Origin of the sequence: Paraburkholderia sp. BL10I2N1, from assembly GCF_004361815.1 — a bacterium.
Classification (GTDB): domain Bacteria; phylum Pseudomonadota; class Gammaproteobacteria; order Burkholderiales; family Burkholderiaceae; genus Paraburkholderia.
The window spans coordinates 1,543,244-1,565,434 of record NZ_SNWA01000002.1; the positions used below are offsets into that span (position 1 = coordinate 1,543,244).

Sequence of the window (22,191 nt, forward strand, 5' to 3'; positions counted from 1 at the left end):
ACGCCTTGCAAATTGCGCGGTGGAAAGTGAACGTGGTCCGCGCGGATTGACTTAAACGTCCGCCTTGCGCCGCAGCTACGACAAAACGGCCGATTCCGCACTGTGTGAAAGCGGCCGGCTCTTAAGTCGTCTCACATGTTCGGATAGTTCGGACCGCCACCGCCTTCAGGCGTGACCCACACGATGTTCTGCGTCGGGTCCTTGATGTCGCATGTCTTGCAGTGCACGCAGTTCTGCGCGTTGATCACGAGCCGCTCCCTGCCGTCGTCGTTCTTCACGAATTCATAGACCGCGGCCGGGCAATAACGCGACTCGAGGCCGGCATACGTCTGCCAGTTGACGTTGACCGGCACGGTGGGATCTTTCAACGTCAGATGCGCCGGCTGATTCTCTTCGTGATTTGTGTTCGAGATGAACACTGAAGACAACCGGTCGAATGTCAGCTTGCCGTCCGGCTTCGGATACTCGATCGGCTTGCACTGCGAAGCGGGCTTGAGCATTTCATGGTCGGAATGCTGATGATGCAGCGTCCAAGGCACGTTGCCACCAAGTACTTTCTGTTCGATGCCGACCATCAGCGTGCCGAGGTACAAACCCTTGCTCATCCACTGCTTGAAATTGCGGGCCTTGTAGAGTTCCGTGTGCAACCAGGAGCTTTTGAATGCGTCGGGATACGCCGTGAGCTCGTCGCTGGTGCGGCCCGCCTGCACGGCTTCAAAAGCGGCGTCGGCGGCCAGCATGCCGGTCTTGATCGCCGCATGCGAGCCCTTGATCCGCGATGCGTTCAGGAAACCCGCGTCATCGCCGACCAGCGCGCCACCCGGGAATACGAGTTTCGGCAGCGACAGCAGGCCACCCGCGGTAATCGCCCGCGCGCCATACGACACGCGCTTGCCGCCTTCGAGAAAGTTGCGGATTGCCGGATGCGTCTTGTAGCGCTGGAATTCCTCGAACGGCGACAGGTACGGATTCGTATAGCCAAGGCCCACCACGAAGCCGACCACCACCTGGTTGTTTTCCATGTGGTAGAGGAACGAGCCGCCGTAGGTGTCGCTCTGCAACGGCCAGCCGGCCGTGTGCATCACGAGCCCCGGCTTGTGCTTGCCCGGATCGATCTCCCACAGTTCCTTGATGCCGATGCCGTAGACCTGCGGATCGGCGCCGCCGCGCAGCCTGAACTTCTTGTTCAGCTGACGGCCGAGGTGGCCGCGCGCGCCCTCGCAGAACAGCGTGTACTTCGCGTGCAGTTCCATGCCGAGCTGGAAGTTCCCGGTCGGCGCACCGTCCTTGCCGATGCCGAGATTGCCGGTCGCGACGCCTTTCACGGAGCCATCGTCGTTGTACAGGACTTCGGCAGCCGGAAAGCCGGGGAAAATCTCGACGCCTGCCGCTTCGGCCTGTTGACCGAGCCAGCGCGTGACATTCGCGAGACTGATCACGTAGTTGCCGTGGTTCCTGAAGTTATCCGGCAGCGCCCAGTTCGGCACGCTCTTCGAGCCGGTTTCGGACAGAAACAGGAAGCGGTCTTCGGTCACTTCAACGTCCAAAGGCGCGCCTTTTGCCTTCCAGTCCGGAATCAGTTCATTCAACGCGCGGGGGTCCATCACCGCGCCCGAGAGAATATGCGCCCCGACCTCCGAGCCTTTTTCCAGTACGCACACGCCAAGCTCGACGCCCTTGTCCGCCGCCAGCTGCTTCAGGCGGATCGCCGCGGACAGGCCAGCCGGTCCGCCGCCAACGATCACGACGTCGTATTCCATTGACTCGCGCCGACCATGGCGAGCAACGAGGTCCGTCTGAGACATTTACAAATTCCTGTTTACGTCGTAGAAAAATGATATTCACAGCAAGGACACGTGCCGATGTATGCCGTCGCTCTACAGATCGGTCATCCGCCGCGCGGACTTTCAGCAGCGCAGCGTAATCGTCCAGTTCACTGTCGATCAAACAGGGATTCAATCGCGCACGGCCCCCCGCGACGAGTGGCAGACGCGAGCAATCGCTGCGCGCGCAGCTGGACCGGACGATCGACCATCTTGCCGTCGACAACAATCGCGCCAGCGTCGGCGCGCGACACGGCAGCAACGACCCGCTCGGCCCACGCAATTTCTCCCGCGCTCGGACCGTAGCATTCATGCACGACCGCAATTTGCTTCGGATGAATGCAAAGCTTCCCTCCGAATCCGTGCTGCTTACCGTTGCGCGCATCCGCCGCAAGCCGTTCGACGTCATGCACGTCAGGCGTGACGCCGTCGATGGGCGACTCGATCCCGGCGATCCGCGACAAAAGTGCTAGTTGAGCGCGATACGGATTGAGTGCGTCGCGGTCGTCGTCGGTCCCCATGTCCGCGACGAAGTCGAGCGTGCCGAACATCAACCGTCTCACGCCCGGCGCCTTCGCTATATCGGCCGCGGACCACATGCCGAGCGCGGTCTCGATCAGCGGAAATACCGGGATCTTGCGCTTTGCGAGCGACAGCACCGCGATGACGTCGTCCGGCCGCTCGGTCTTCGGCAACACAATGCCGGCGACGCCGTCGAGGCGTGCCAGCATCACGTCCCGTTCGAACCACGGCGTGCCGCGACCATTGATCCGCACGAGCACCGGACGGCTGCGCGACACCCACGCCGTGACGGCGTCTCGCGCGGCGTCCTTCGCGCCCGGCTCGACGGCGTCCTCGAGGTCGATAATCATTGCGTCGGTGCCGCTCGTCCACGCGCGTTCAAACCGCTCGTCGCGGCTGCCCGGCACGAACAGATACGACTGTGGCTCGGCCGATGCATGGCCCGCAGTGCCGCGGTCGCGCTTCATATCCGTTTCGCTCATGATCGCTTACTCGAGAGCGGCGGCCAGTTCGGGCACGAGCGTGAACAGGTCACCGACGAGACCATAGTCGGCCACGCTGAAGATCGGCGCTTCCGGATCCTTGTTGATCGCAACAATTACCTTGGAATCCTTCATGCCGGCCAAATGCTGAATCGCGCCCGAGATGCCGACCGCGATGTACAGTTGCGGCGCAACAATCTTACCGGTCTGGCCGACCTGATAGTCATTCGGCACAAATCCCGCATCGACCGCAGCGCGCGATGCGCCCAGCGCGGCTTGCAGCTTGTCGGCCAGCGGCTCGAGGACCAATGCGAAGTTCTCGCCGCTGCCGAGACCGCGGCCGCCTGACACGATGATGCTTGCGCTCGTCAGTTCGGGACGGTCCAGCTTCGTCACTTCGCGGCTTACGAACTGAGAGATGCCTGTGTCAGGCGCCGCCACGATCTTCTCGATGGCAGCGTTGCCGCCTTCTGCTGCCACTGCATCGAAGCCGGTCGTGCGCACCGTGATCACCTTGATCGGCTCGCTCGATTGCACGGTCGCTATCGCATTGCCCGCGTAGATCGGACGCTCGAACGTATCAGCACTGTCCACTGCGATGACATCGCTGATCTGCGCCACGTCGAGCTTCGCAGCGATGCGCGGCATCACGTTTTTGCCGAAGGCCGTGGCCGGCGCAAGGATGTGCGAGTAGTCTTTCGCGATATTCAGTACCGTCGCCTCAAGATTTTCCGCCAGGCCAACTTCGAGCTGCGGCGCGTCGGCAAGCAGTACCATCGCCACGCCGACAATCTTCGCCGCTGTATCGGCCACCCCCTGCGCGTTGTGGCCGGCCACCAGCACGTGAATCTGGCCACCGATCTTCTGGGCAGCCGCCACCGCGCTCAAGGTCGCGGGCTTGATGCTCGCGTTGTCGTGTTCCGCAATTACCAGAATCGTCATCTCTCTCGTCTCCGCGTCTCTTACAGCACCTTGGCTTCGGTCTTCAGCTTTTGGACCAGCGTCTTCACGTCAGGCACCATCACGCCGGCGCTGCGCTTCGGAGGCTCAACGACCTTTAGAGTCTTCAGACGCGGCGCGACGTCCACGCCAAGGTCTTCAGGCTTCAACGCTTCGAGCGGCTTCTTCTTCGCCTTCATGATATTGGGCAGCGTCACATAGCGCGGCTCGTTCAAGCGCAGATCAGTGGTCACCACCGCCGGCAACGTCAGCGACAGCGTTTCCGCACCGCCGTCCACCTCTCGCGTAACGGTGACGTGGCCATCGGCGATTACCACCTTCGAGGCGAAGGTCGCTTGCGGCAGGCCCGCTAGGGCGGCGAGCATCTGGCCCGTCTGGTTCGAGTCGTCGTCGATTGCCTGTTTGCCGAGGATCACCAGTTGCGGCTGTTCCTTGTCAATCACGGCCTTCAACAGCTTCGCGACCGCCAGCGGCTGCAGGTCCTCATCCGATTCGATCAGGATCGCGCGGTCCGCGCCAATCGCCAGCGCCGTGCGCAGCGTTTCCTGACATTGCGCGACGCCCGCCGACACGGCAATCACCTCGGTCGCTGCACCGGCTTCTTTCAGGCGCACCGCCTCTTCCACGGCAATTTCGTCGAACGGGTTCATCGACATCTTTACATTCGCGATGTCGACGCCTGTATTGTCCGACTTCACCCGGACTTTCACGTTGTAGTCGATCACTCTCTTTACTGGGACTAGAACCTTCACTATTTTCTCCTCCACGAGTCCATGCGCACCCTGCGACATGACAACCCATTACAAGTGCAAATGCTGTGCGGTACAACTATCGATTAGTTCTGGCCGGCATAGGGTGTGCCTATTGCGGCTCCAAACGATCAAGGCCATCGTTACCAGGAACACGCTGCGGCGCGAAGCGCGAGCGAAAGATCGGCGCTTGGTACAAGGCACCTCAGGGACACCGCTTTCGGGCGCAACAAACGCATAAAACACCGGACAATGCATCCTATCCGGTAAAGAAGGCTGTGATCCCGAGCGGCGCATCGCCAGCAATGACAAAATCACTTGCAGTCAACTCACGGGATCAAACGAACGTTGCCAGCGGGGTACGAGACGAGGATCGTACAGCCACCCGTGTAATAAACGCAGGGCGCTCTGGATATCTGTTCATCGGCCTCGCCCCAAGCGCGGCAGGCGACAGCCACGACCATCGCAACGCCTATCCCGCCCACCATACCAAGCATTCGCACACGCCGTCTCTTCATAGTCCCCTCCGATATCGGTCTTCTTGATCCCCGCCGCTATCCGTACGGTCTGGCAAAAAACAAGAAGCGCCTTTAATTTAGCAATTCTGGATCACCTGGAAGATGAAATCGCTGATTGCAAAAGGACGTGCGCCTTATGGGCTTATCGCACGCCGCAAGACAGCTCAGAGACCGTCTTCTTAGGGTATGAGTCTGCCGACTCAGTTGGTGGGCGAGCGCCCTTGTCTCCGCTAATTTGAAATATGGCTTCATTAAATAAGCCGTGACTGACGAGATCAAGGACAGATGCTGATGCGTTCCGTACACCGGAAGTGCCGGGTGTTAGACATGCTCTGCGCCCCTCAGTGAAGACAGTGGATGCCGCAAGGCAAAAGTAGCGCTGATGCGAAACTCGCGTAGGAGGTGAACCGCATCTAAGCGAAGACAACGTGACAGGCTCGCGTTGCTAAGTGCGCAATCAGCTTATTGAACCTTTGGACCGGGGCAGTTAATCTGGAGCACATCAAGGCGAAAGGTATTATGGTTATGTCCGACCGCTCGGCGCTGTCCCGCGATGGCGACTACCATGAAAGAGATCGCCGGAAACGAAAGGCCACTCTCTACTGTGGCGCTGTGGCCGAGCAGATTGCCCACCCGTAGACCCGCACGTTGGCCCGCCAGATGCACTCGGTTTGCGGCCATAGAGCGTCGCACGGGCACAGCGCTGCGACGGATTGAGAAGGCGCGTGCGGCATGACGCGGGTAGCCCAATGGGGCACAGCCAGAACTTTGCATATCGGCTCGATTCTCAAGGTATCGCGATGCTGATCAATGATGGCTTTCAGGACTGCGTGCGGCAGTCGAGTTCCGCCTGGAAGAAAAAAGCACGTTCGCCAGCTTCAGGATCTCATTGGGGGCACAACTCCTTGAACTCGTGCCTGTGTGCCGTAAGGCGTTCGCGTTCCGACATGCTCCCCTGGCGCTCGCCGCTATCGACCAGATCTCGTTTGACCTACCGCAGCAATGTTTGGCGAGTGGATGCCTCCGCCGACGATAAGTCGACCGGACGCAGTAAATCGTTGCTCAATAGGGAAGAATGCGCCGTTGATGCTTGCCTGACCGCGGCATCGGCGTCAGCGTCGTCCCGCACAACATTGGATTGATGCAGCCCATCTTAAGGCGAAACTTCTAGCCGCCACAAAACACTTTGCTCCAATCACACGTCTCTTCGCGACCGAGCCAGCAAAGCTCTCAGTGGCTCAGAGCAAGCCTTGTGAGGCCAGATTGCGATAGAGCGCGCGTACGCCGAAGGTTCACGGCGCGACTTCCGTGCTCAATTGCACGTATTTGGCAGTGCGCCAAGTTGTGGTGTCGAGATACTTACCTTGTCGCCGAGGTGGTGCGTAAATCTTGTGAATCAGTTGGGCCAGCCGCTCGTCGTCAATGCTGCGCGGCTTGCCGGGACGTACTTCGTCATACAGCCCGTTGATGCGATGCTCCAGGAGCCGGACACGCCACTTGCCCACCGTGGCACGCGTGAGTTCCAGGCGCTGGGCAATTGCGCTGTTGTGCTCCCCGGCAACAGATACCAGCACGATGCGCGCAAGTGTCAACAGCGCCGCCGAAATCGAGCGCGAACTCGCTATTGAAGTCAGTTGCGAACGCTCATTTTTTCTCAATACCGGTTGCGCCTTCGATCGTCCCATCGACATGACGGCATCGCCGGTTCCGGTGATGCCATCATGCTACGCGCACGTAACCGAGTTAACGATGGGACGGAACACTAGACATCATGTATGGACCTGCCGCACCTCAAGGTACGCGGATTAAGCTTGAGGTTGGTTACACCGCGGCTCAGAGCCGCATTGAGGGGGCAGGTCATGAACAAGGCAGTATGACTTTCCGTGAGGCAGAGGCTGGCCCGCCGTGAGGAATCAGACGCGGGTTAGCATTGCTGCCAGAGCCGCACGGTGTGGACAGGGCCACACCCGGCGATTTCCGGCACGGAGGCCAGCATGGAACACGATAGCACGGTGTACGTCGGACTGGATGTCCACAAGGAGTCGATCACGGTTGCCTACGCGATCGGCATGGGCGAAGTGGAACTGCTGGGCAAGATCGGTACGACCAAGGCCGATATCGATCGCCTGTGCAAGCGCCTGCAGTCCAAAGGCCGACGCGTGCGCATCGTCTACGAGGCGGGTCCGTCCGGTTATGGGCTTTACCGGCAACTGGTGGAGAAAGGTTTCGACTGCATGGTCTGCGCGCCGTCGCTGATTCCGAAGAAGCCCGGTGAGCGCGTCAAGACAGACCGGCGTGACGCCATCAAGCTGGTGCGCGCGCTGCGCGCGAGTGACCTGTCGGCAGTCTACGTGCCGGGCGTTGAGGACGAGGCATTCCGGGATCTGGCCCGTGCGTGGGTCACTGCCAAAGACGATCTGAAGCAGGCGCGGCAGCGGCTGAAGTCGTTCCTGCTCTCGCACGGCGTGCGCTATACCGGCAGCGCCAACTGGGGCCCCGCGCACCGGCACTGGCTGAGCCAGTATTCGTTCGGCAACGAATGGCAGCAACTGGCGTTTGAAGAACATCGGCGCACGATCGAGGATCGGCTCGCGCAATGCGAGCGTCTCGAGACCGCGTTGCGCGAGGCGGTGCCCAACTGGCGATTCTATCCAGCCGTCCTGGGCTTGCAGGCGATGCGCGGTGTGCAGTTCACCACGGCCGTAGGGATGCTCGCCGAACTGGGGGACCTGTCGCGCTTCGAGCATCCGCGTCAGCTGATGGCCTGGCTCGGCGTGACGCCGTCGGAACACTCCTCGGGCGGCAAGCGGCGGCAAGGCAGTATCACCAAGACCGGCAACAGCTACGCCAGAAAGCTGCTCGTCGAGGCGGCCTGGAGCTACCGGCATCCGGCACGCGTGAGTCCCGACATTCAGCGCCGCCACGAAGGCATCCCGAAGGCCATCATTGATCGCGCCTGGGACGCGCAGCTTCGATTGTGCCGCCGATATCGCAGGCTGGCGGCACGCGGCAAAAACCCGAACATCGCGACGGTCGCGGTTGCCCGGGAGCTGGCCGGTTTCATCTGGGACGTCAGCCGTCTGGCCATGTCGCTCGCCGTACCACGCACCGCACACGCAGCGTAACCGCCCGATCACTCAACATTTGACGAACACTTGGAGAAGAGTTTCCTGAAGGCGGCGTAGCCCGGTACCCGAGCAACCCGCGGCTAAACATCGCAACGCGCATCAACCGATTTGCGGAACAAGGGAGCGGCAGGCTCACGAGACGGAATGGAATGAACGCCCCCACTGCGGCCGGTGAGGAAATGCAGGAAGGTGGATCCTCGCGGGCCGACGGCATCAGAGTGCCCAAGATGGGAGATCATGACGATTTCCCAAGGCAAACCGGAGGATCCACGATGAACTATACGACTGTTGGGGCCGATATCGCCAAGAACGTCATGCAGTTGTACTGGGTGGATCCAAATACCGGCGAAATCATGAACAAGGCAATCAAGCGATCCGCATTTCTTGAACACTTCGCAAATCGTGCTCCCTGCCTGGTAGGCATGGAAGCATGCGGAGGCGCCCAGCATTGGGCCAGACGGCTGCTGGAAATGGGGCATCAAGTGAAGCTGATACCCGCGAAGTTCGCCAAGGCGTTCAATATTCGTAACAAGAACGACGCTGCAGACGCTCGTGCCATCTGGATGGCCACGCAGATGCCCGGCAAATCTGTGGCAGTCAAGACAGAGGCTCAGCAAGCGATACTTGCCCTGCACCGGATACGCCAACAGAAGATTAAGTTCCGCACCATGCAGATGAATTGCCTGCGCGGCCTGCTGACCGAATATGGCGAAGTGATGGGCAAGAGCCGCGCGGCCCTCGATAAAGCCATTCCGGGAGTGCTTGAAAGGCTCACGGATCGTCTACCTGCCATGCTCATCGAATCATTGCGCGAACAGTGGAATGATCTTCAGAATCTCGATCGCCAGATCGCAGAAATTGAGCGGCGTCTGCGAGGATGGCTGAAAGACGACGAGGCATCCAGGAAGATCGCGGCGATCCCGGGCGTCGGGCTCCTGACTTCCACCGCCGCCGTTGCAACAATGGGTGACCCGAAAGCGTTCAGAAGCGGTCGCGAATTCGCGGCGTGGCTCGGCCTCGTACCAAAGCAGGTGGGCACCGGAGGCAAGACCGTACTGCTAGGTATAAGTAAGCGCGGTGATACATATTTGCGGACCTTGCTCATTCACGGTGCGCGCAGTGTGCTCTCGCACTCCCGGGAGCCAGGTGCATGGATCGATCAACTCACCAGACGGCGACATCGCAACGTGGTAATCGTCGCAATAGCGAACAAGATGGCCCGCACCATCTGGGCCATCCTTGCTCACGGGAAGCCATACGAAAAGGACCACGTCAGCATGGCGGCGTGATTGTGAGGCGCAATACGAAGCAGTAAAACCGCTTACAGGACGGAGTGCACGTCCAAAGGTTGCGGTGGCAATCGAGTGTGATGACATGACAGGTCGGACCGGAACTCGCACAGCCTGGATTACAGAGAGAGCCTTGAGCTCGTGGACGGAATGAGGCGCGAGTTAGCGGATTTCATCGGGGCCTGCAGCGAAGCAGGCTGCAAGAAGGCCGAATGTAGAGCTGCAACCTAACCTGTCACTCAACACATGCGAAAACCCTCGCAAACGGGGGCGTTCATGTAGACCTCTGTAATGCGGTACCCAACCCGCGGATATCAGTGTGATTCACCGTCGAATTTACTGCTACGCCGCCCTCAGGAAATTCAGATAACCTATCGAAAAGAAGATACCTATGGAAAACTGAAAAGCCGATCCCGTTTGACACGGAAAGTCATATCAGTTTAGCAAGTACGTGGGCCTGGATGTACATCAGGAAACGATTGCCGTGGCGGTCGCGGACATCGGCGGCGAGGTGCGCTATATGGGCGAGATCGTGAACACGCCCGAGGCCATCGCGAAAGTGGTGACACGCCTCAAGCGGAGCACGGGACGGCTGGCATTCTGCTACGAAGCCGGCCCGTGCGGCTACGCAATCTGCCGGCAACTGCGTGAGCTGAAGCAGGACTGTCAGGTCATCGCGCCGTCACTGATTCCGAAGAAACCGGGCGAGCGCGTGAAGACCGACCGGCGCGATGCCCTGAGCCTGGCGCGCCTGCATCGCGCCGGCGAGTTGAGCCCCGTGTGGATTCCAGATGAGGCCCAGGAGGCACTGCGCGATCTGACCCGTGCGCGTGAGGACATGAAGCATCTGCAGCGGCAGGCCAAGCAACGGCTGTTGTCGTTCCTGTCGCGCCATGGCCATCGCTACAACGGCCGCTCCAGGTGGACGCAAGCGCACTGGCGTTGGCTGGAAGGCATGAAGTTCGCCCGGCCTGAGCAACAGATCGTGCTGCAGGAATATATCGACACGGTGCAGGCCTGTGGCCGGCGCGTGGCCAGCCTCGACCGCGAAGTCGAGACAGCCGCGCATGCCAGCCCGGTTTGGCCGGTGATCGAGGCGTTGATGGCGCTGCGCGACATCAGTCTGCTCGCGGCTGTGACGGTGGTTGCGGAACTCGGTGATCTCGCGCGGTTTGCCGACGCCCCGCAACTGATGGCGTATCTGGGCCTGGTGCCCAGCGAACACTCCAGCGGCAAGCGCGAGCGCCGCGGTGGCATCACGAAGACCGGCAACGGCCATGTCCGGCGGATACTCATCGAAGCAGCGTGGACCTATCGTCATGCCGCACGAAAGACCGCGATCCTGCAGCGGCGCGCCGAGCGTACACCGCCGGAGGTCCAGGAAATCGCCTGGTCGGCGCAAAAACGGTTGTGTCAACGCTTTCGAAACCTGATGGCACGCGGCAAGCTCAAGAACCAGGTCTGTACCGCCATTGCGCGCGAGCTCGTCGGCTTTATCTGGGCTATCGGGCAACACGTCATCCCCCTCAGTCGAGCTTAGCCGGCATGAGAGGATCGAGCATGCAACAGGATGTTTGGGCCAGGACCAGGCAACGGTGGGAGAACCCTCGTGGTAACACTAGGAGGCAACTGGAAACAGCACAACCCTCGAAACTAGATTGAGGCAGTTCCCCGACGCTTCGTTTGTCATGCGGTACCAACCCGCGCATATCAGAATGATCAACCGTCGGATAACCGCCTCGTCCTGGCCCAAACATCCTGTTGGTAACGACCGTCAGAGAGACGGTCTCGCATGGTCGTGAGCGCGCAAGCGCCGCCCTTACGACCAATGCATAGCATGGAAAACCGACGTCGCATCAAGGGTCCGCTACGCCGGGCTGATGCCCGCCCTTCTATGAGCATCAAATTGTCAAGGGATTGTTTTGAAGACGTGTGTGGCTGGCGTTGGCAAGACTGCTCCGGGCCTGCGTACGGTAGAGTCGCGGTGCAGGCACAGCCCTGTGGGAAGCAAGTCACGGCGTCGTGAACTGCTGTGCAGGAGTTATCCACGGCCGGGCCGGCGGGTCGCGTCTTAAGACCACGACGCCGGCCGTCGGTGGATAACTCGTGATCATCGTGAGGCAGGTCCCTCCTGGCAAGTTTTTACTGCGATCATGTTTCGTGTCTGAAGCCGATCATCGCGCGCATAAGACTCCAACGTCTTACTCACCTTCTATCCGCTGGCGTGTAGCCAGCCTTATCCTGCATGCGCATTGCGCCGGAATCGTGTCCGGGAACATGCCCAATCTTGAATCATCGGTTGCTGTGGCAACCAAGGGCGGGCACGGGCATGTTCACTTCAGGTCATGTAGGTACCAAGCGGCTAGTGCGAGGGGGCGTCACTTGGCGCACCCGACGGGCTGGGGCTTCAGTTGCGCACCTTCGGGAATCACGCCGTCCTTCAGGTAGCGCCATAGCGCAATCGCGAGACGTCGGGCCACCGCGACGATCGCAATGCGTCGGGCGCGACGGTTCGGTCCCGTACCCTGGGTGCGCTGGTCGAACCACTGCGTCAGCGCACTGCCGGGCTGATAGCGCAGCCAGGTCCAGGCCATCTCGACCAGTAACCCGCGTACCCGTCCGTTGCCCTGTTTACTGATGCCCTGGTCGGTCTGGCTCTCGCCGCTGTCGTACGGCTGCGGCACCAGCCCGACACAGGCCCCGACCTGGCGCCGGTTGTGAAAGTCGCGCCAGTAGAGTTCGAGCGCGAGGCGTGAGGCGCTGACTTCACCGATGCCTTTCAGGCGCGCCAGTGCATCGCTGCGCGCACGCGCAGGTGCCGGCACACTGGCCTGGCGGGTCTTCTCGAGTGTGGCGAGCTGCTGGGTGGCGAGCGCAAGACGTTCACACTCGCGCAGCAGCCGCTCACGCAGTTCGAGCGGCAGGGGCGTGCCGTCGTGACAGCGCACCTCGTCGCGCGCGAGCCGGCCGGCGAAGTCCCGGTGATCGACCTCATCCCAGCAGCCCAGTGTGGCGAGCAGCTTGCGCATGCGGTCGAGGTGCTGCAGCACTTCTTTCTGCAACTGCCCGCGATCGCGCACCAGGTGGCGCGACGCTTCATCCTGGGCGGATGGCACGTGGACCACGTGCATGCGGTCACGCTCGCCGCGCAGCCACGCGCGGAGGCTGATGACGAGCCTGATCGCATCGAGCCGGTCGGTCTTCGCGCGCCGCTTGTGGCGCTCGACCGGGATGCTGGCCGGATCGAGGACGTAACATTCAATGCCGCGGGCCTGCAGCGCACGCCAGATCCAGAACGCGTCCGGACCAGCCTCGTAGCACACGACGACCCGCACGTCGGCCGGCAGCGACCACCTATCCCTGTGCGCGTCAATCAGTGTGAGCACGGCCTGCAGACGCGGGGCGGCCTGCGGCTGCGCGACCGTATGCACGGCGGGCCGTTCGCGCCGGCCGTCATGCAGCGCGACCTTCCACTTGCTGACCCCAAGCTCGAGCGAGACAGCCAGCACCACTTCTTCCGTACGCGACGGATATCTCAGGTCGTTGCCCATGATCACCTCCTGTACCGTAGGCTTCGCGATGCTGATTGTAGGCCTCAGTCTCTCGGTGGGCCCCCGATGCTCATAGCATCTTGACCCGTCAAACTTCAAGAAACCGCGCTTTCGGCACTTGACACGGTCCATACATATCAGTGTCATGAGTTAGAAATTCGTTGAATTTTCTAGATCGCTGTTTGCCTTTTGCATAACTATCCTTGTCCAACGAGGACGCGATAAGGGAGGCGTTTCAGTGGTTCCTTCCGAAGCATGCATCTGCGGCCTCAGCCGGCGACAGGCCACCGTGGAAGTAGCCTTGGAGACGCTTTATGATCGTCGCATCAGGGTGAAACGGCGGGCGCACAAGATTCGCTGCGACGGCTGCATCGTACCAGGCACACGTCCATACCTCCAGCTCCCGAGCGTATTCGAGCATTAGCGGTTCCGCCTCATCAAGCATTTTTTAACTCCACTCATTCCTAGACTTGCCAGGCGTTAGATCGACCCGTAGATGCCTCAATCTCGCTGCACTCGGAGGAAACACTCATCGCCGGACGCTTGGGCTCAGGCGGGAACACGCACCAAGCGCCGTCATGGTGGCGGAAGAAGAAAATTGCAAGCGGACCTGCAGGTCTCGATGCCTCGACGCAGATATACCCTCTGGGACTCGAGCTTGTCCGACTGAATCGGGTTATGCGAACCGGCATCGCCGGCGTTGGCGCAAACCATTTTCCGACCAGCGTACGCAAAGACTTCTCCGCCTTTTCCATGGTCTCCCCCTTCAAACTCGATCCCGGTGACGCAGTCGCGGCTTGCTGCAACCGCCATTGCGCAGCATGTGCCACCGTAAATTCGATCACTTCGCGCGATCCGCAGAGGATTGTCTCGACAATGTGTCGATGGACAACATGACGCATACCTTGAGGTGCGGCAGGTCCATACATGATGTCTAGCTCGGGTGCACGCCGCGCTTCTCCGCGATCTCCGCGATCGTCTTGTCACCCTTGACTGACTCAAAGCGCCACCTCGGCCTTGATGCCGCTGATTGGTTGCGGCGGCGTCGTCTGCCTATCTCTGTTCCTGTCGTACCGGGCTCAATCCTCGCCCTTCGGAGCAGCCTTTCCATTTTGGGCCGTGCTAAGTTCTGCTCGGTCGCCTCTTCGACTCCTAATCCGCTCCGCGGCGAGCTGGATGCCAGCAACTATGCTTCGATAGCCGGTACAGCGGCACAGATTTCCCGAGAGAGACTCGCGAATTTCCTCTTCGCTCGGATCGAGGTTTGAAGACAACAGTTCAACTGCTGTTAGGACCATACCTGGAGCACAGAAACCGCATTGAAAAGCACTGGCATCGCGAAATGCGGTCTGTATCTCACTAAGAGTACCGTCCTGGTGAGCAAGTCCTTCGATAGTTGTGATCGAGGTACGAAGCGCGGTCGCGGCCAATGTGATGCAGGACTTGGCGACCTTGCCGTCGATCAATACCGTACACGCGCCACAGTGACCTGTCATGCATCCCATATGTGTGCCCTTCAACCCCTGCATCTCGCGCACGAAGGTTAAAAGGGACGTTTCAGGGGGTATCAGCTCCTCGCACAGCTTCCCATTGAGCCGGCAACTCAAAGAAACCGAATCCTCGAACATTTCCTCAACGTTATCTGTCATCGCGTGGCGCTCCGTATCAATCCGCCTCCTAGGCGGGCCCTTTCAATGGCTTGCGAGACAGCTCGCCGTGCACTCACGCCGCTCATTGCACGACGATAGTCAGCATCGCCCCTCTGGTCAGAAATCGGATTGCTCACGATCTCTGTGGCGATTCGCTCGATCGCATTCAACAGGTCACCGTCGGCAGGCAGGCCTCTGAGGTCGGCCATGTCCTTGCGCAGGTCACGGGGAAGGGGCTCGACCGATCCTACAACGAGGCTGATTTCCATCAATCTGTCGCCATCCAGCTCGACCAGCGCTGCGGCTGTTGCCGAGGCATAAGCTCCATGCGTGTTCTTCAACTTGTAATAGCCCCAACCTGCCACGGGAGACAGCCTCGGCACGAGCACGCGCGTCAAAATGGCATCGCTGCCAAGGCCGTGATTGCTGTCGCTAATCACGGCTGACAATGGCATTGTCCGAACATCGCCATCGCGTGCGACTACAACCGATGCTCCAAGGGCGAGCAGCGGCGGGAGGGTGTCATAGAGCGGATGCATAGAGACGATATTGCCACCCAACGTCCCGCGATTGCGCACCTGCCAACCGCCACCGATTTGAGAAAGTGCATACGCTAATAGGGGTGCATGCTCCGAAACGAGCGGATCGTGCGCCAGTTCGCGATGGACGCAAAGGGCGCCTAAGGACAGCGATTCTCCCTCGAATTCGACACCCTTGAGTTCCCTGAGACCATTTATGTCTACAAGGACTGACGGTGCGAAGACCCGATAATTGAGTGTCGGCATGAGTTCCTGGCCGCCGGCGATCACGGAGGCGCCAGCGCCCAAGCTTGCCAGCAGCTTCGTTGCGTCCTCCAACTTCCTGGGCCTGGCGTATTGAACGCCGATCATGATTCACCTCCACCTTTATGCGCCTGCTTCCCTTTTTGGATCGCCTTCCAAACATTCGGCGCGGAAACTGGAAACTCGGTCAATTCTGCACCCAAGGGCGCGAGAGCGTCGTTGACCGCATTGACCAGCGCGATCGAGAAACCGCCTGCCCCCGATTCACCGGCACCTTTCGCACCATGCGGCGTATGCGGACTGGGCGAGTCATGACTGATCAGGGTTAAGGGTGGCACGTCCAAGGCCCGCAGCATCACGTAGTCCGCGAAACCGCGTGTCGTCATGCCCCCTGTCTCGGAGTAACATTGCTCTTCGCTCAACATGGCGCCCAAGGCCATGGCGAGCGAACCATTTAGTTGGCCTTCGACGAGCAATGGATTGATAGTCTTTCCGCAATCGTGTGCGGCGGTAGAACTTAATGGAGTGACGCTGCCAGTTTCCGGATCAACCTCAACAATGACGATATAGGCGCCGTTAGCGAACGTGTTGAAATTGCTGATTCTCCCTTTCTCATCCGGGTTGTGGTTAAGCGCGTCGGCGCGGCAGGTGGCCGTCACCTCCAGCGGTGGAGTGACCATCGAGCCGATCGCGTCATTGTTATGCGTATAGGCGGCCCAACTGGCCTCCCGCAGCGTTACGCTGTTGTCCGTGGACTCGGCTACGAACCGGCCATCCGCGAACCTCACTTCCTCATCGGAAACCTCTAGTAGCTTCGCTGCGACTTTGCCCAGCGTGTCTCGTATTTGACGGGCAGCAGTCACGGCTGCAGCCCCGCCGAGGCAAAGGCTTCTGCTGGAGAAGTTGCCTCCGCCGAATGGACACCGCTCGGTATCGCCCTGCACGACACGCACGTCTTCTATCGCTACGCCGAGTTCGTCGGCAACCATCTGCGCAATCCCCGTCGCGTTGCCCGTACCCGGATCGGTCACCCCGGTGCTGACTGTCACCTGTCCGCTCGCATCGACTTTGACCGTCGAGGCGTCGTAGCCGATAGTCAGAGTAGCTGGAAAGCCGCCGCCCTCGGGACAAACCTCGTAAGCGATTCCGATTCCGAGATAGCGCCCCTCACGTCGCAGTTGATTTTGTTTGGCGCGCATGCCCGCATAGTCGATTGCTTCGACAGCCTTACTGAGCGCACCCGAGTAGTCGCCGGAGTCGAAGACCTGACCAGTAGGGCGCTTGTTGGGAAACTGGTCGCTATCGATGAAGTTGCGCATGCGCAGTTCGACCGGATCTATGCCGAGCTGCCGAGCCGCTCTATCCATGGCAAATTCCAATGCGATGGCAGCGCCCTCCTTGCCGTATCCCCGTAGGGGGTTCCACGGACCTTTGTTGGTCACGACTACCTCGAGTCCGAGATCGACGTTCGAGACATCGTATGGACCGGGAAGAGTCATCATCGTGACGACCGCCATTGGCCAGCCGAGATTGGGAGCCGGCGCGCCAACGTTGGCGCGAATGCGATCGCGCACGGCAAGCATGCGACCATCCTCGGAAAACGCGATTTCAATGCTGTGCTGCTGTTCGCGGCTGCCGGTCATCAGGCATTCTTCGCGCGTTTCTACCCACTTAACCGGTCGCCGTGTCTTCATCGCCAGCAAGCACAGCAACGGCTCCTCGGTGTGGGAGTACATCTTGTATCCGAACGCTCCGCCATTGAGCGGTGCAATAACCCGGACGCGGTTTTCCGGAAGGCGCAACGACTCGGCAAGAAGATAGCGCAGAGGGTGTGGCGCTTGTGTCGCGGCGTAGAGTGTCACCATTTTGTCCTCCCCATCCCACACGGCGTTGTAAGCGCGTGTTTCCATGGGCTGAGCAGAATGGCGGTGGACAGCGATGTTCGCCTTCACAACATGGGCGGCCGATCCGAAGGCTCCGTCAGAGTCCCCGTCCGCCAGCGCCAGGGAGACCATGACGTTAGAATCCCATTCCGGAATCACGTGCGGCGCATCGGGTGCGAGTGCTTCTTCAAGAGTGATGGCGGGCCTGCGGACTTCATATTCGACCTTGACCCGGGCTGCCGCTTGCGCGGCGGTATCCTTGTCCTCTGCGACGATTACAGCGACAGCCTGCCCCTCGAACGTCACGTAGTCGCGCGCAAGGCTATAAATGGAGACATCCTTGCCGCCGATGCCTGAAGGCAAAAAGGGATTCCCCACCGGCCCGATCAAACCGGAGACCTCCTCTCCATCCATTGCAATGACAACACCATGTACGCGCCGCGCCCCCGACAGATCGATCGACTTGATCGTTGCCGAGGCATACGGACTGCGTACGAAATGCGCGTACAACTGGCGGGGAAAGACGTAGTCATCCGTATATTGGACCTGTCCCGAAACTTGCGCTGCGCCTCGTTGGTTGGGCGCCGGACTGCCGACGTAAGTAACCCCGGTGACTTCCCTTGTCATCGACCCCTCCCAATAGCCTGAATTGTTTGTGAACTGAGCGAGTAACCCGTCTCCTGATCGCCACCTAACAGGGGCAAAGAAACCGAAAAGGCCGACGACGGATCAAAACTCAGGTTACGTCCTACCTGCAGGAGCACGCAACTGATAGTTTGCGAAATGCAGCTTCGATTCTGGCGAAGCACGGCGAACAGCGGCGAAACACGGAACGGCAGCGGACTTCAAGCGGTGGCTGACGGTGCCGACGACGACCCGTGGGAGTCGTTCGACGTCACGCCTATGCCAGACCCGAAGGGCAGTTTAAGCGGCGTTCGATGTTCAGCACGTGCGGTCGTCCTCGGCAGCCGCTCTTCAAACCTTTACGAGCAACTTGTTCTCCCGCCGCTCCCGAAACGTCATGGGCTCCTCTGTCCACATCCTACTCAGCCGGGCTTCATATTGATCCAACATCTCTTGTCGTTCTTCAAATGATTTCTGGCTCGGCCCCCAACTCACGAACGGCCGAAGGACGTCAAAACCAGTAAATCGGAACATTCCGAAATTGACGTGATACAGAATATCCTCGATGTGTCCGAGGCCGCTCTTGTCGCTGGTGTACAGTGATTCAACAGCACCGGTGGTTACCGAAACCATCGCTCTACGTCCGCGCAAGCAGCCTGTCTCCAGCATGTTTTGGTAGCCGTAGACCTTTCCGAAAGCAAATACCCGGTCAGCCCATCCCTTCAGTATCGCCGGGACCGAGAACCACCAGAGAGGAAACTGGAAAATCAAAGCGTCGCACGCAAATAGCTTGTCGATCTCTTGCTGAACATCGAGCGCAAAGCCACCGTTGTTCGAAGCATAGTCCTCTTCAATTTGCTGCTTGAAGAAGTCGGCGTTGGCTGTTGTCAGGAAGTTCTCTCGCGAAGAGCGCGGTTGCCATGTCATCCGATAGAGGTCGGAAACGACGACCTCGTGCCCAGTCGATTCCAGGCATTGTATTGCCCTCTCAGTGAGAGCTCCATTAAAGCTTTTCGGCTCCGGATGCGCGTGAACAATCAATACTTTCATCAGACTCTCCCATCCATTGATGACAATGTCGCCTTCGACTTCGGCGATCCATTCTGAACGACGACCGAGGCTTTCATCCCGCCGGGGTCCTCGCGTTGCGCACCTCGAACACGCGACGACATCCGTCGCCCAATCCGCCGCATCCCGTGCTCGTAAAGATTGACTTTCTCCTCTCCGGCGCTCGGCAACTTCGGCTGTCTCACTTCAGATAGCGCGCGATACCGAGTTCAATTCAGGGTGCGGCGTACCATCCCTCCCAGCTGGATGACGGCGGCGCGAGGTGCTTCAACAGCCTGCTAGCGATTAGACAGAGGGGAGCTACGAGGGTCAACGCTTCGCCACAGGCCGTTCCGTACTTCGGATGCGCGGCAGGTATCATATGCAGCACAAGTGCGCGGGGCCCCGATAATCAGAGAGCGGTGCTTACTTCCGTATATTTGACTGATGCGTCCCGGCACACGGTGCGATGGGTCAGGCAAACCCGCAAACTTTCACATGGTCTCGAGATGACCCGCAGCCTGCGAGAGGTTCATCCAGCCTTCGGACGACTGTTGCTGGGTGCGATAGCACGCAATGTCATGCCTGTGGCTGCGTGACGCAATGATCGCGCAGGTCCAGGCATTGCCTGAACGGTCGGCATACCATTCCGGTCGCAACGCCAGCTATGATGCTTTTATCGCAAATTGTTGTGAGGGGACACGACCAGCGTCAACAGTTTGCCTGCTGTTGGAGCGGCTGTACGAAACGCAGTACCTTCGCAAAGATATAGAACTTTGGCAAAGAGCCGATCTCGAATTTGAGAGAAGTGATAGGCGGGGCGTATATTTCGATCGCCGCGCCACTCCTTGCCACGCCATGGCTTATCGCGTACACAATTGATAGTCGCTCGCATAGTGCCATCATCATGGGTCGCTGAAGCACAGGGAATGTGTCGGCTCAGAGCTTCGACCGCACAAAGTGAAGTTTCATGCCGATGTTAAGCCAATCGATAAGCCTCGGTGCGACGCAGGGCGCCACTGACGTTACTAGCGATCGCATCGAGGACCATCTGTGACCACGTCAATGATCGCAGGGCGAACCCAACCACACTGGTCGAGTGCCGCAGCGAAACGGCACGGGGTGTCCGGCTTGGGCGCTGGAGTACGCACGCGAATCGTCGCGCCGTTATCCCATCAGATTCGACGCGACCCGCGATAACTTCAAACTTGGGCACATCCTCGTGCGGGACCGCGGTTATCACACTGGCGTCTATTGCGAGACGCAGGTGCTTCCCACGGTCGAGAAGTTGAGTTTCCGTGAACCATCCGACACGGAACTAGTCATTTACAATGTGCTCACCGCAGTTGATAGCCTCACTGCAATCAGTGGCGTGGGCTAAGGTGTGTAGTCCGGCGAGATCAGCGACGTTGCGCGTAGCAGCGCGGCAGGAAACAGCGGCGCCTTGGAGGCTCGCATAAGTGGCCGGCGCCCTACCGGTCGCTTTGCCGTATCGTCTCCTCGAAGAGGCTGCTTACACGGTGCCGTCGAGGAACTCGAATTCGCGCTTCACCTACCAACTAAGACCAGTTCTGCGTCGGCACGTAATCGCGGCTGCCCTTGATCTTGTTGTCCCCGTCGACGAAAACCAAATCTGGCTTCCAGCGGGCCTTCAGTTCGGCTTCGTCGACCGTTGCGAATGTTGCAATGATCACGAGATCGCCGAGATGCGCACGACGCGCAGCTGAACCGTTCAGCGAAACCATGCCGCTACCGCGTTCCCCCTTGATCGCATACGTCGAGAAGCGCTCGCCGTTGTTAATGTTCCAGATGTCGATCCGCTCGTTTTCGACGATATTCGCGGCTTCGAGCAGATCCTCATCGATGGCGCACGAGCCCTCGTAATGCAGTTCGCAGTGTGTGACAACCGCGCGGTGAATTTTCGATTTCAGCATGTGGCGATGCATTGTGTGTCCTTACCAGCAAGCGGTTGATGGCGGGATGGTGGATACAATACGCGCGTTGCGACCGCACGTGGTCAACTGCGAAGAGCTCCCGTTCCATACGAACACCTAGTCGGGTGCCGCGTCTGTGCGCGTTAGCGAAAAGCTCCGAAGGCGACAATTCTTTCGCGTCGCCAGGCACACACGGGTGCTCCTACATCTCGATCACAATCTTGCCGAAGTGCCCGCCGCGCTCCATCAGTGCGAATGCTTCGGCGGCCCGCTCCATTGGGAACACGGCTCCTACAACCGGCTTAATACCGCATGCGTCGATGGCTGCATTCATAGCCTCGAACTGATCGCGCGGCCCACATGCGATACCTCGGACGCTGACCATTTTTTCAAGGAATGGCACGATGTTAAGGCTTGTCTCTGTGCTACCAAGGAATCCAACGATGGCGGCGCGTCCACCCGAGGCCATGGCCGACAGTGCCCTCGGTATGGTCGACCCGACGGTCTCTACCACTACGTTCACGCCCCGGCCGGCTGTCGCCTCCAGCACGGCGTTGTCCCAGTCCGCTCTCGTGCGGTAATTGATTGCATGATCGGCACCCAGCGCGAGCGCACGCTGCGCTTTCTCGTCGCTTGAAGTAATGATTGCGACCCGCGCTCCCATTGCCTTTGCCAACTGTAAGCCAAAGAGCGCTACGCCGCCCGTACCCTCTACGAGCACCCACTCGCCTGCCTTGGCGCCAGTTTCGACCAATGCCATCCAAGCCGTTACTGCAGCGATGGGAAGCGTTGCCGCCTCCGCGTCCGACAGGCTGAGCGGGGCGGCCACTGCATCCTCGGCCGGGACCACAACGTAGTCTTGCAGCACACCCGGAAGCGGCCATCCGAGCATTCGACGTTTGCCGACGAAAGTTCCGCTGAGCCAACCTTGAATCAGCGTCGGTATGACCCGCTCTCCAAGCTCAAATCGCGTAACGCCTGCCCCAACCTCCACTATCTCGCCGCAGCAATCAGATAGTGGTACCAAAGGGTACTTGATTCCCGAGCTATAGGTCCCTTTGACGATCACCAAGTCTCGATAATTGAGACTCGCGGCCCGAACGCGGATCAAGACTTCCCCTCGGCCGGGGCGAGGAATCGGTTGTTCAGTGATCTTCAAATCGTGAATACTATTGGAGCGCACCTCGATCACGCGCATGGTTTCACTCTCTATGCTCACGCTTGCCTCCTGTTTCATTGTCGGGCGGCGT

At 59.7% G+C, this 22,191-nt stretch carries 14 protein-coding genes, 1 pseudogene and 1 other annotated feature; of the genes and pseudogenes, 3 read left to right on the forward strand and 12 right to left on the reverse strand.

What is annotated here, in order from left to right; all coding sequences use genetic code 11:
* Positions 1–131 precede the first annotated feature (131 nt).
* The 5 genes and pseudogenes from B0G77_RS29005 to B0G77_RS29025 form a co-directional block, all read right to left on the reverse strand.
* Positions 132–1,805 carry an electron transfer flavoprotein-ubiquinone oxidoreductase gene (locus B0G77_RS29005; protein WP_133665351.1) on the reverse strand — a complete coding sequence of 558 codons (1,674 nt, stop codon included), beginning with the start codon at positions 1,803–1,805 and terminating at the stop codon, positions 132–134.
* A 128-nt stretch (positions 1,806–1,933) separates the two neighbouring features.
* The gene (locus tag B0G77_RS29010) at positions 1,934–2,827 is read right to left on the reverse strand and encodes a CoA ester lyase (RefSeq protein ID WP_243751260.1); all 894 of its coding nucleotides are present in this window, start codon (positions 2,825–2,827) and stop codon (positions 1,934–1,936) included.
* Between the two features lie 6 nt (positions 2,828–2,833).
* Positions 2,834–3,769: an FAD-binding protein gene (locus B0G77_RS29015; protein WP_133665352.1), complete on the reverse strand. Its 936-nt coding sequence runs from the start codon at positions 3,767–3,769 to the stop codon at positions 2,834–2,836.
* 20 nt (positions 3,770–3,789) lie between these two features.
* On the reverse strand, positions 3,790–4,539 hold the full coding sequence (locus B0G77_RS29020; RefSeq protein WP_133665353.1) for an electron transfer flavoprotein subunit beta/FixA family protein: 750 nt from the start codon (positions 4,537–4,539) through the stop codon (positions 3,790–3,792).
* A 1,267-nt stretch (positions 4,540–5,806) separates the two neighbouring features.
* Positions 5,807–5,920: a sequence feature (AL1L pseudoknot), on the reverse strand.
* Between the two features lie 528 nt (positions 5,921–6,448).
* Positions 6,449–6,745 (reverse strand): annotated as a pseudogene (locus B0G77_RS29025) (helix-turn-helix domain-containing protein); the annotation flags it as partial.
* Between the two features lie 303 nt (positions 6,746–7,048).
* Between B0G77_RS29025 and B0G77_RS29030 the strand changes: the two are divergent.
* The 3 genes from B0G77_RS29030 to B0G77_RS29040 all read left to right on the forward strand — a co-directional run bounded on the left by B0G77_RS29030 (position 7,049) and on the right by B0G77_RS29040 (position 11,011).
* Positions 7,049–8,179, forward strand: coding sequence for an IS110 family transposase (locus tag B0G77_RS29030; protein WP_133665354.1), 1,131 nt, complete (start codon positions 7,049–7,051; stop codon positions 8,177–8,179).
* A gap of 275 nt (positions 8,180–8,454) precedes the next feature.
* Entirely contained in the window at positions 8,455–9,471 is a 1,017-nt protein-coding gene (locus tag B0G77_RS29035) for an IS110 family transposase (RefSeq protein ID WP_133666922.1), read from the forward strand.
* Positions 9,472–9,922: 451 nt separating this feature from the next.
* Positions 9,923–11,011: an IS110 family transposase gene (locus B0G77_RS29040; RefSeq protein ID WP_133665355.1), complete on the forward strand. Its 1,089-nt coding sequence runs from the start codon at positions 9,923–9,925 to the stop codon at positions 11,009–11,011.
* An 838-nt stretch (positions 11,012–11,849) separates the two neighbouring features.
* Here B0G77_RS29040 and B0G77_RS29045 read toward each other — a convergent pair.
* From B0G77_RS29045 to B0G77_RS29085, 7 genes are all read right to left on the reverse strand, one after another.
* On the reverse strand, positions 11,850–13,022 hold the full coding sequence (locus B0G77_RS29045; RefSeq protein WP_133665356.1) for an IS110 family transposase: 1,173 nt from the start codon (positions 13,020–13,022) through the stop codon (positions 11,850–11,852).
* 1,079 nt (positions 13,023–14,101) lie between these two features.
* Positions 14,102–14,671, reverse strand: coding sequence for a (2Fe-2S)-binding protein (locus B0G77_RS29060; RefSeq protein WP_243751261.1), 570 nt, complete (start codon positions 14,669–14,671; stop codon positions 14,102–14,104).
* Positions 14,668–15,561 (reverse strand): FAD binding domain-containing protein, encoded by an 894-nt coding sequence (locus B0G77_RS29065; protein ID WP_133665357.1) that lies wholly within the window; start codon positions 15,559–15,561, stop codon positions 14,668–14,670. The genes B0G77_RS29060 and B0G77_RS29065 overlap by 4 nt, the downstream gene beginning before the upstream one ends.
* On the reverse strand, positions 15,558–17,963 hold the full coding sequence (locus B0G77_RS29070; protein ID WP_133665358.1) for a xanthine dehydrogenase family protein molybdopterin-binding subunit: 2,406 nt from the start codon (positions 17,961–17,963) through the stop codon (positions 15,558–15,560). The genes B0G77_RS29065 and B0G77_RS29070 overlap by 4 nt, the downstream gene beginning before the upstream one ends.
* A gap of 348 nt (positions 17,964–18,311) precedes the next feature.
* Positions 18,312–19,010 (reverse strand): NAD(P)H-dependent oxidoreductase, encoded by a 699-nt coding sequence (locus B0G77_RS29075; RefSeq protein ID WP_131315383.1) that lies wholly within the window; start codon positions 19,008–19,010, stop codon positions 18,312–18,314.
* Between the two features lie 1,556 nt (positions 19,011–20,566).
* A complete protein-coding gene (panD, locus tag B0G77_RS29080) occupies positions 20,567–20,953 on the reverse strand; it encodes an aspartate 1-decarboxylase (protein ID WP_133665359.1) in 387 nt (128 codons plus the stop codon).
* Between the two features lie 190 nt (positions 20,954–21,143).
* The gene (locus B0G77_RS29085; RefSeq protein ID WP_208116520.1) at positions 21,144–22,160 is read right to left on the reverse strand and encodes an NAD(P)-dependent alcohol dehydrogenase; all 1,017 of its coding nucleotides are present in this window, start codon (positions 22,158–22,160) and stop codon (positions 21,144–21,146) included.
* Positions 22,161–22,191 lie beyond the last annotated feature (31 nt).

Bases quoted from the DNA above. Each gene is read 5' to 3' on its own strand.
- B0G77_RS29005 (WP_133665351.1), bottom strand. From the start codon at position 1,805: ATGTCTCAGACGGACCTCGTTGCTCGCCATGGTCGGCGCGAGTCAATG.
- B0G77_RS29015 (WP_133665352.1), bottom strand. From the start codon at position 3,769: ATGACGATTCTGGTAATTGCGGAACACGACAACGCGAGCATCAAGCCC.
- B0G77_RS29035 (WP_133666922.1), top strand. From the start codon at position 8,455: ATGAACTATACGACTGTTGGGGCCGATATCGCCAAGAACGTCATGCAG.
- panD (WP_133665359.1), bottom strand. From the start codon at position 20,953: ATGCATCGCCACATGCTGAAATCGAAAATTCACCGCGCGGTTGTCACA.
- B0G77_RS29070 (WP_133665358.1), bottom strand. From the start codon at position 17,963: ATGACAAGGGAAGTCACCGGGGTTACTTACGTCGGCAGTCCGGCGCCC.
- B0G77_RS29065 (WP_133665357.1), bottom strand. From the start codon at position 15,561: ATGATCGGCGTTCAATACGCCAGGCCCAGGAAGTTGGAGGACGCAACG.
- B0G77_RS29075 (WP_131315383.1), bottom strand. From the start codon at position 19,010: ATGAAAGTATTGATTGTTCACGCGCATCCGGAGCCGAAAAGCTTTAAT.
- B0G77_RS29045 (WP_133665356.1), bottom strand. From the start codon at position 13,022: ATGGGCAACGACCTGAGATATCCGTCGCGTACGGAAGAAGTGGTGCTG.
- B0G77_RS29030 (WP_133665354.1), top strand. From the start codon at position 7,049: ATGGAACACGATAGCACGGTGTACGTCGGACTGGATGTCCACAAGGAG.
- B0G77_RS29010 (WP_243751260.1), bottom strand. From the start codon at position 2,827: ATGAGCGAAACGGATATGAAGCGCGACCGCGGCACTGCGGGCCATGCA.
- B0G77_RS29060 (WP_243751261.1), bottom strand. From the start codon at position 14,671: ATGACAGATAACGTTGAGGAAATGTTCGAGGATTCGGTTTCTTTGAGT.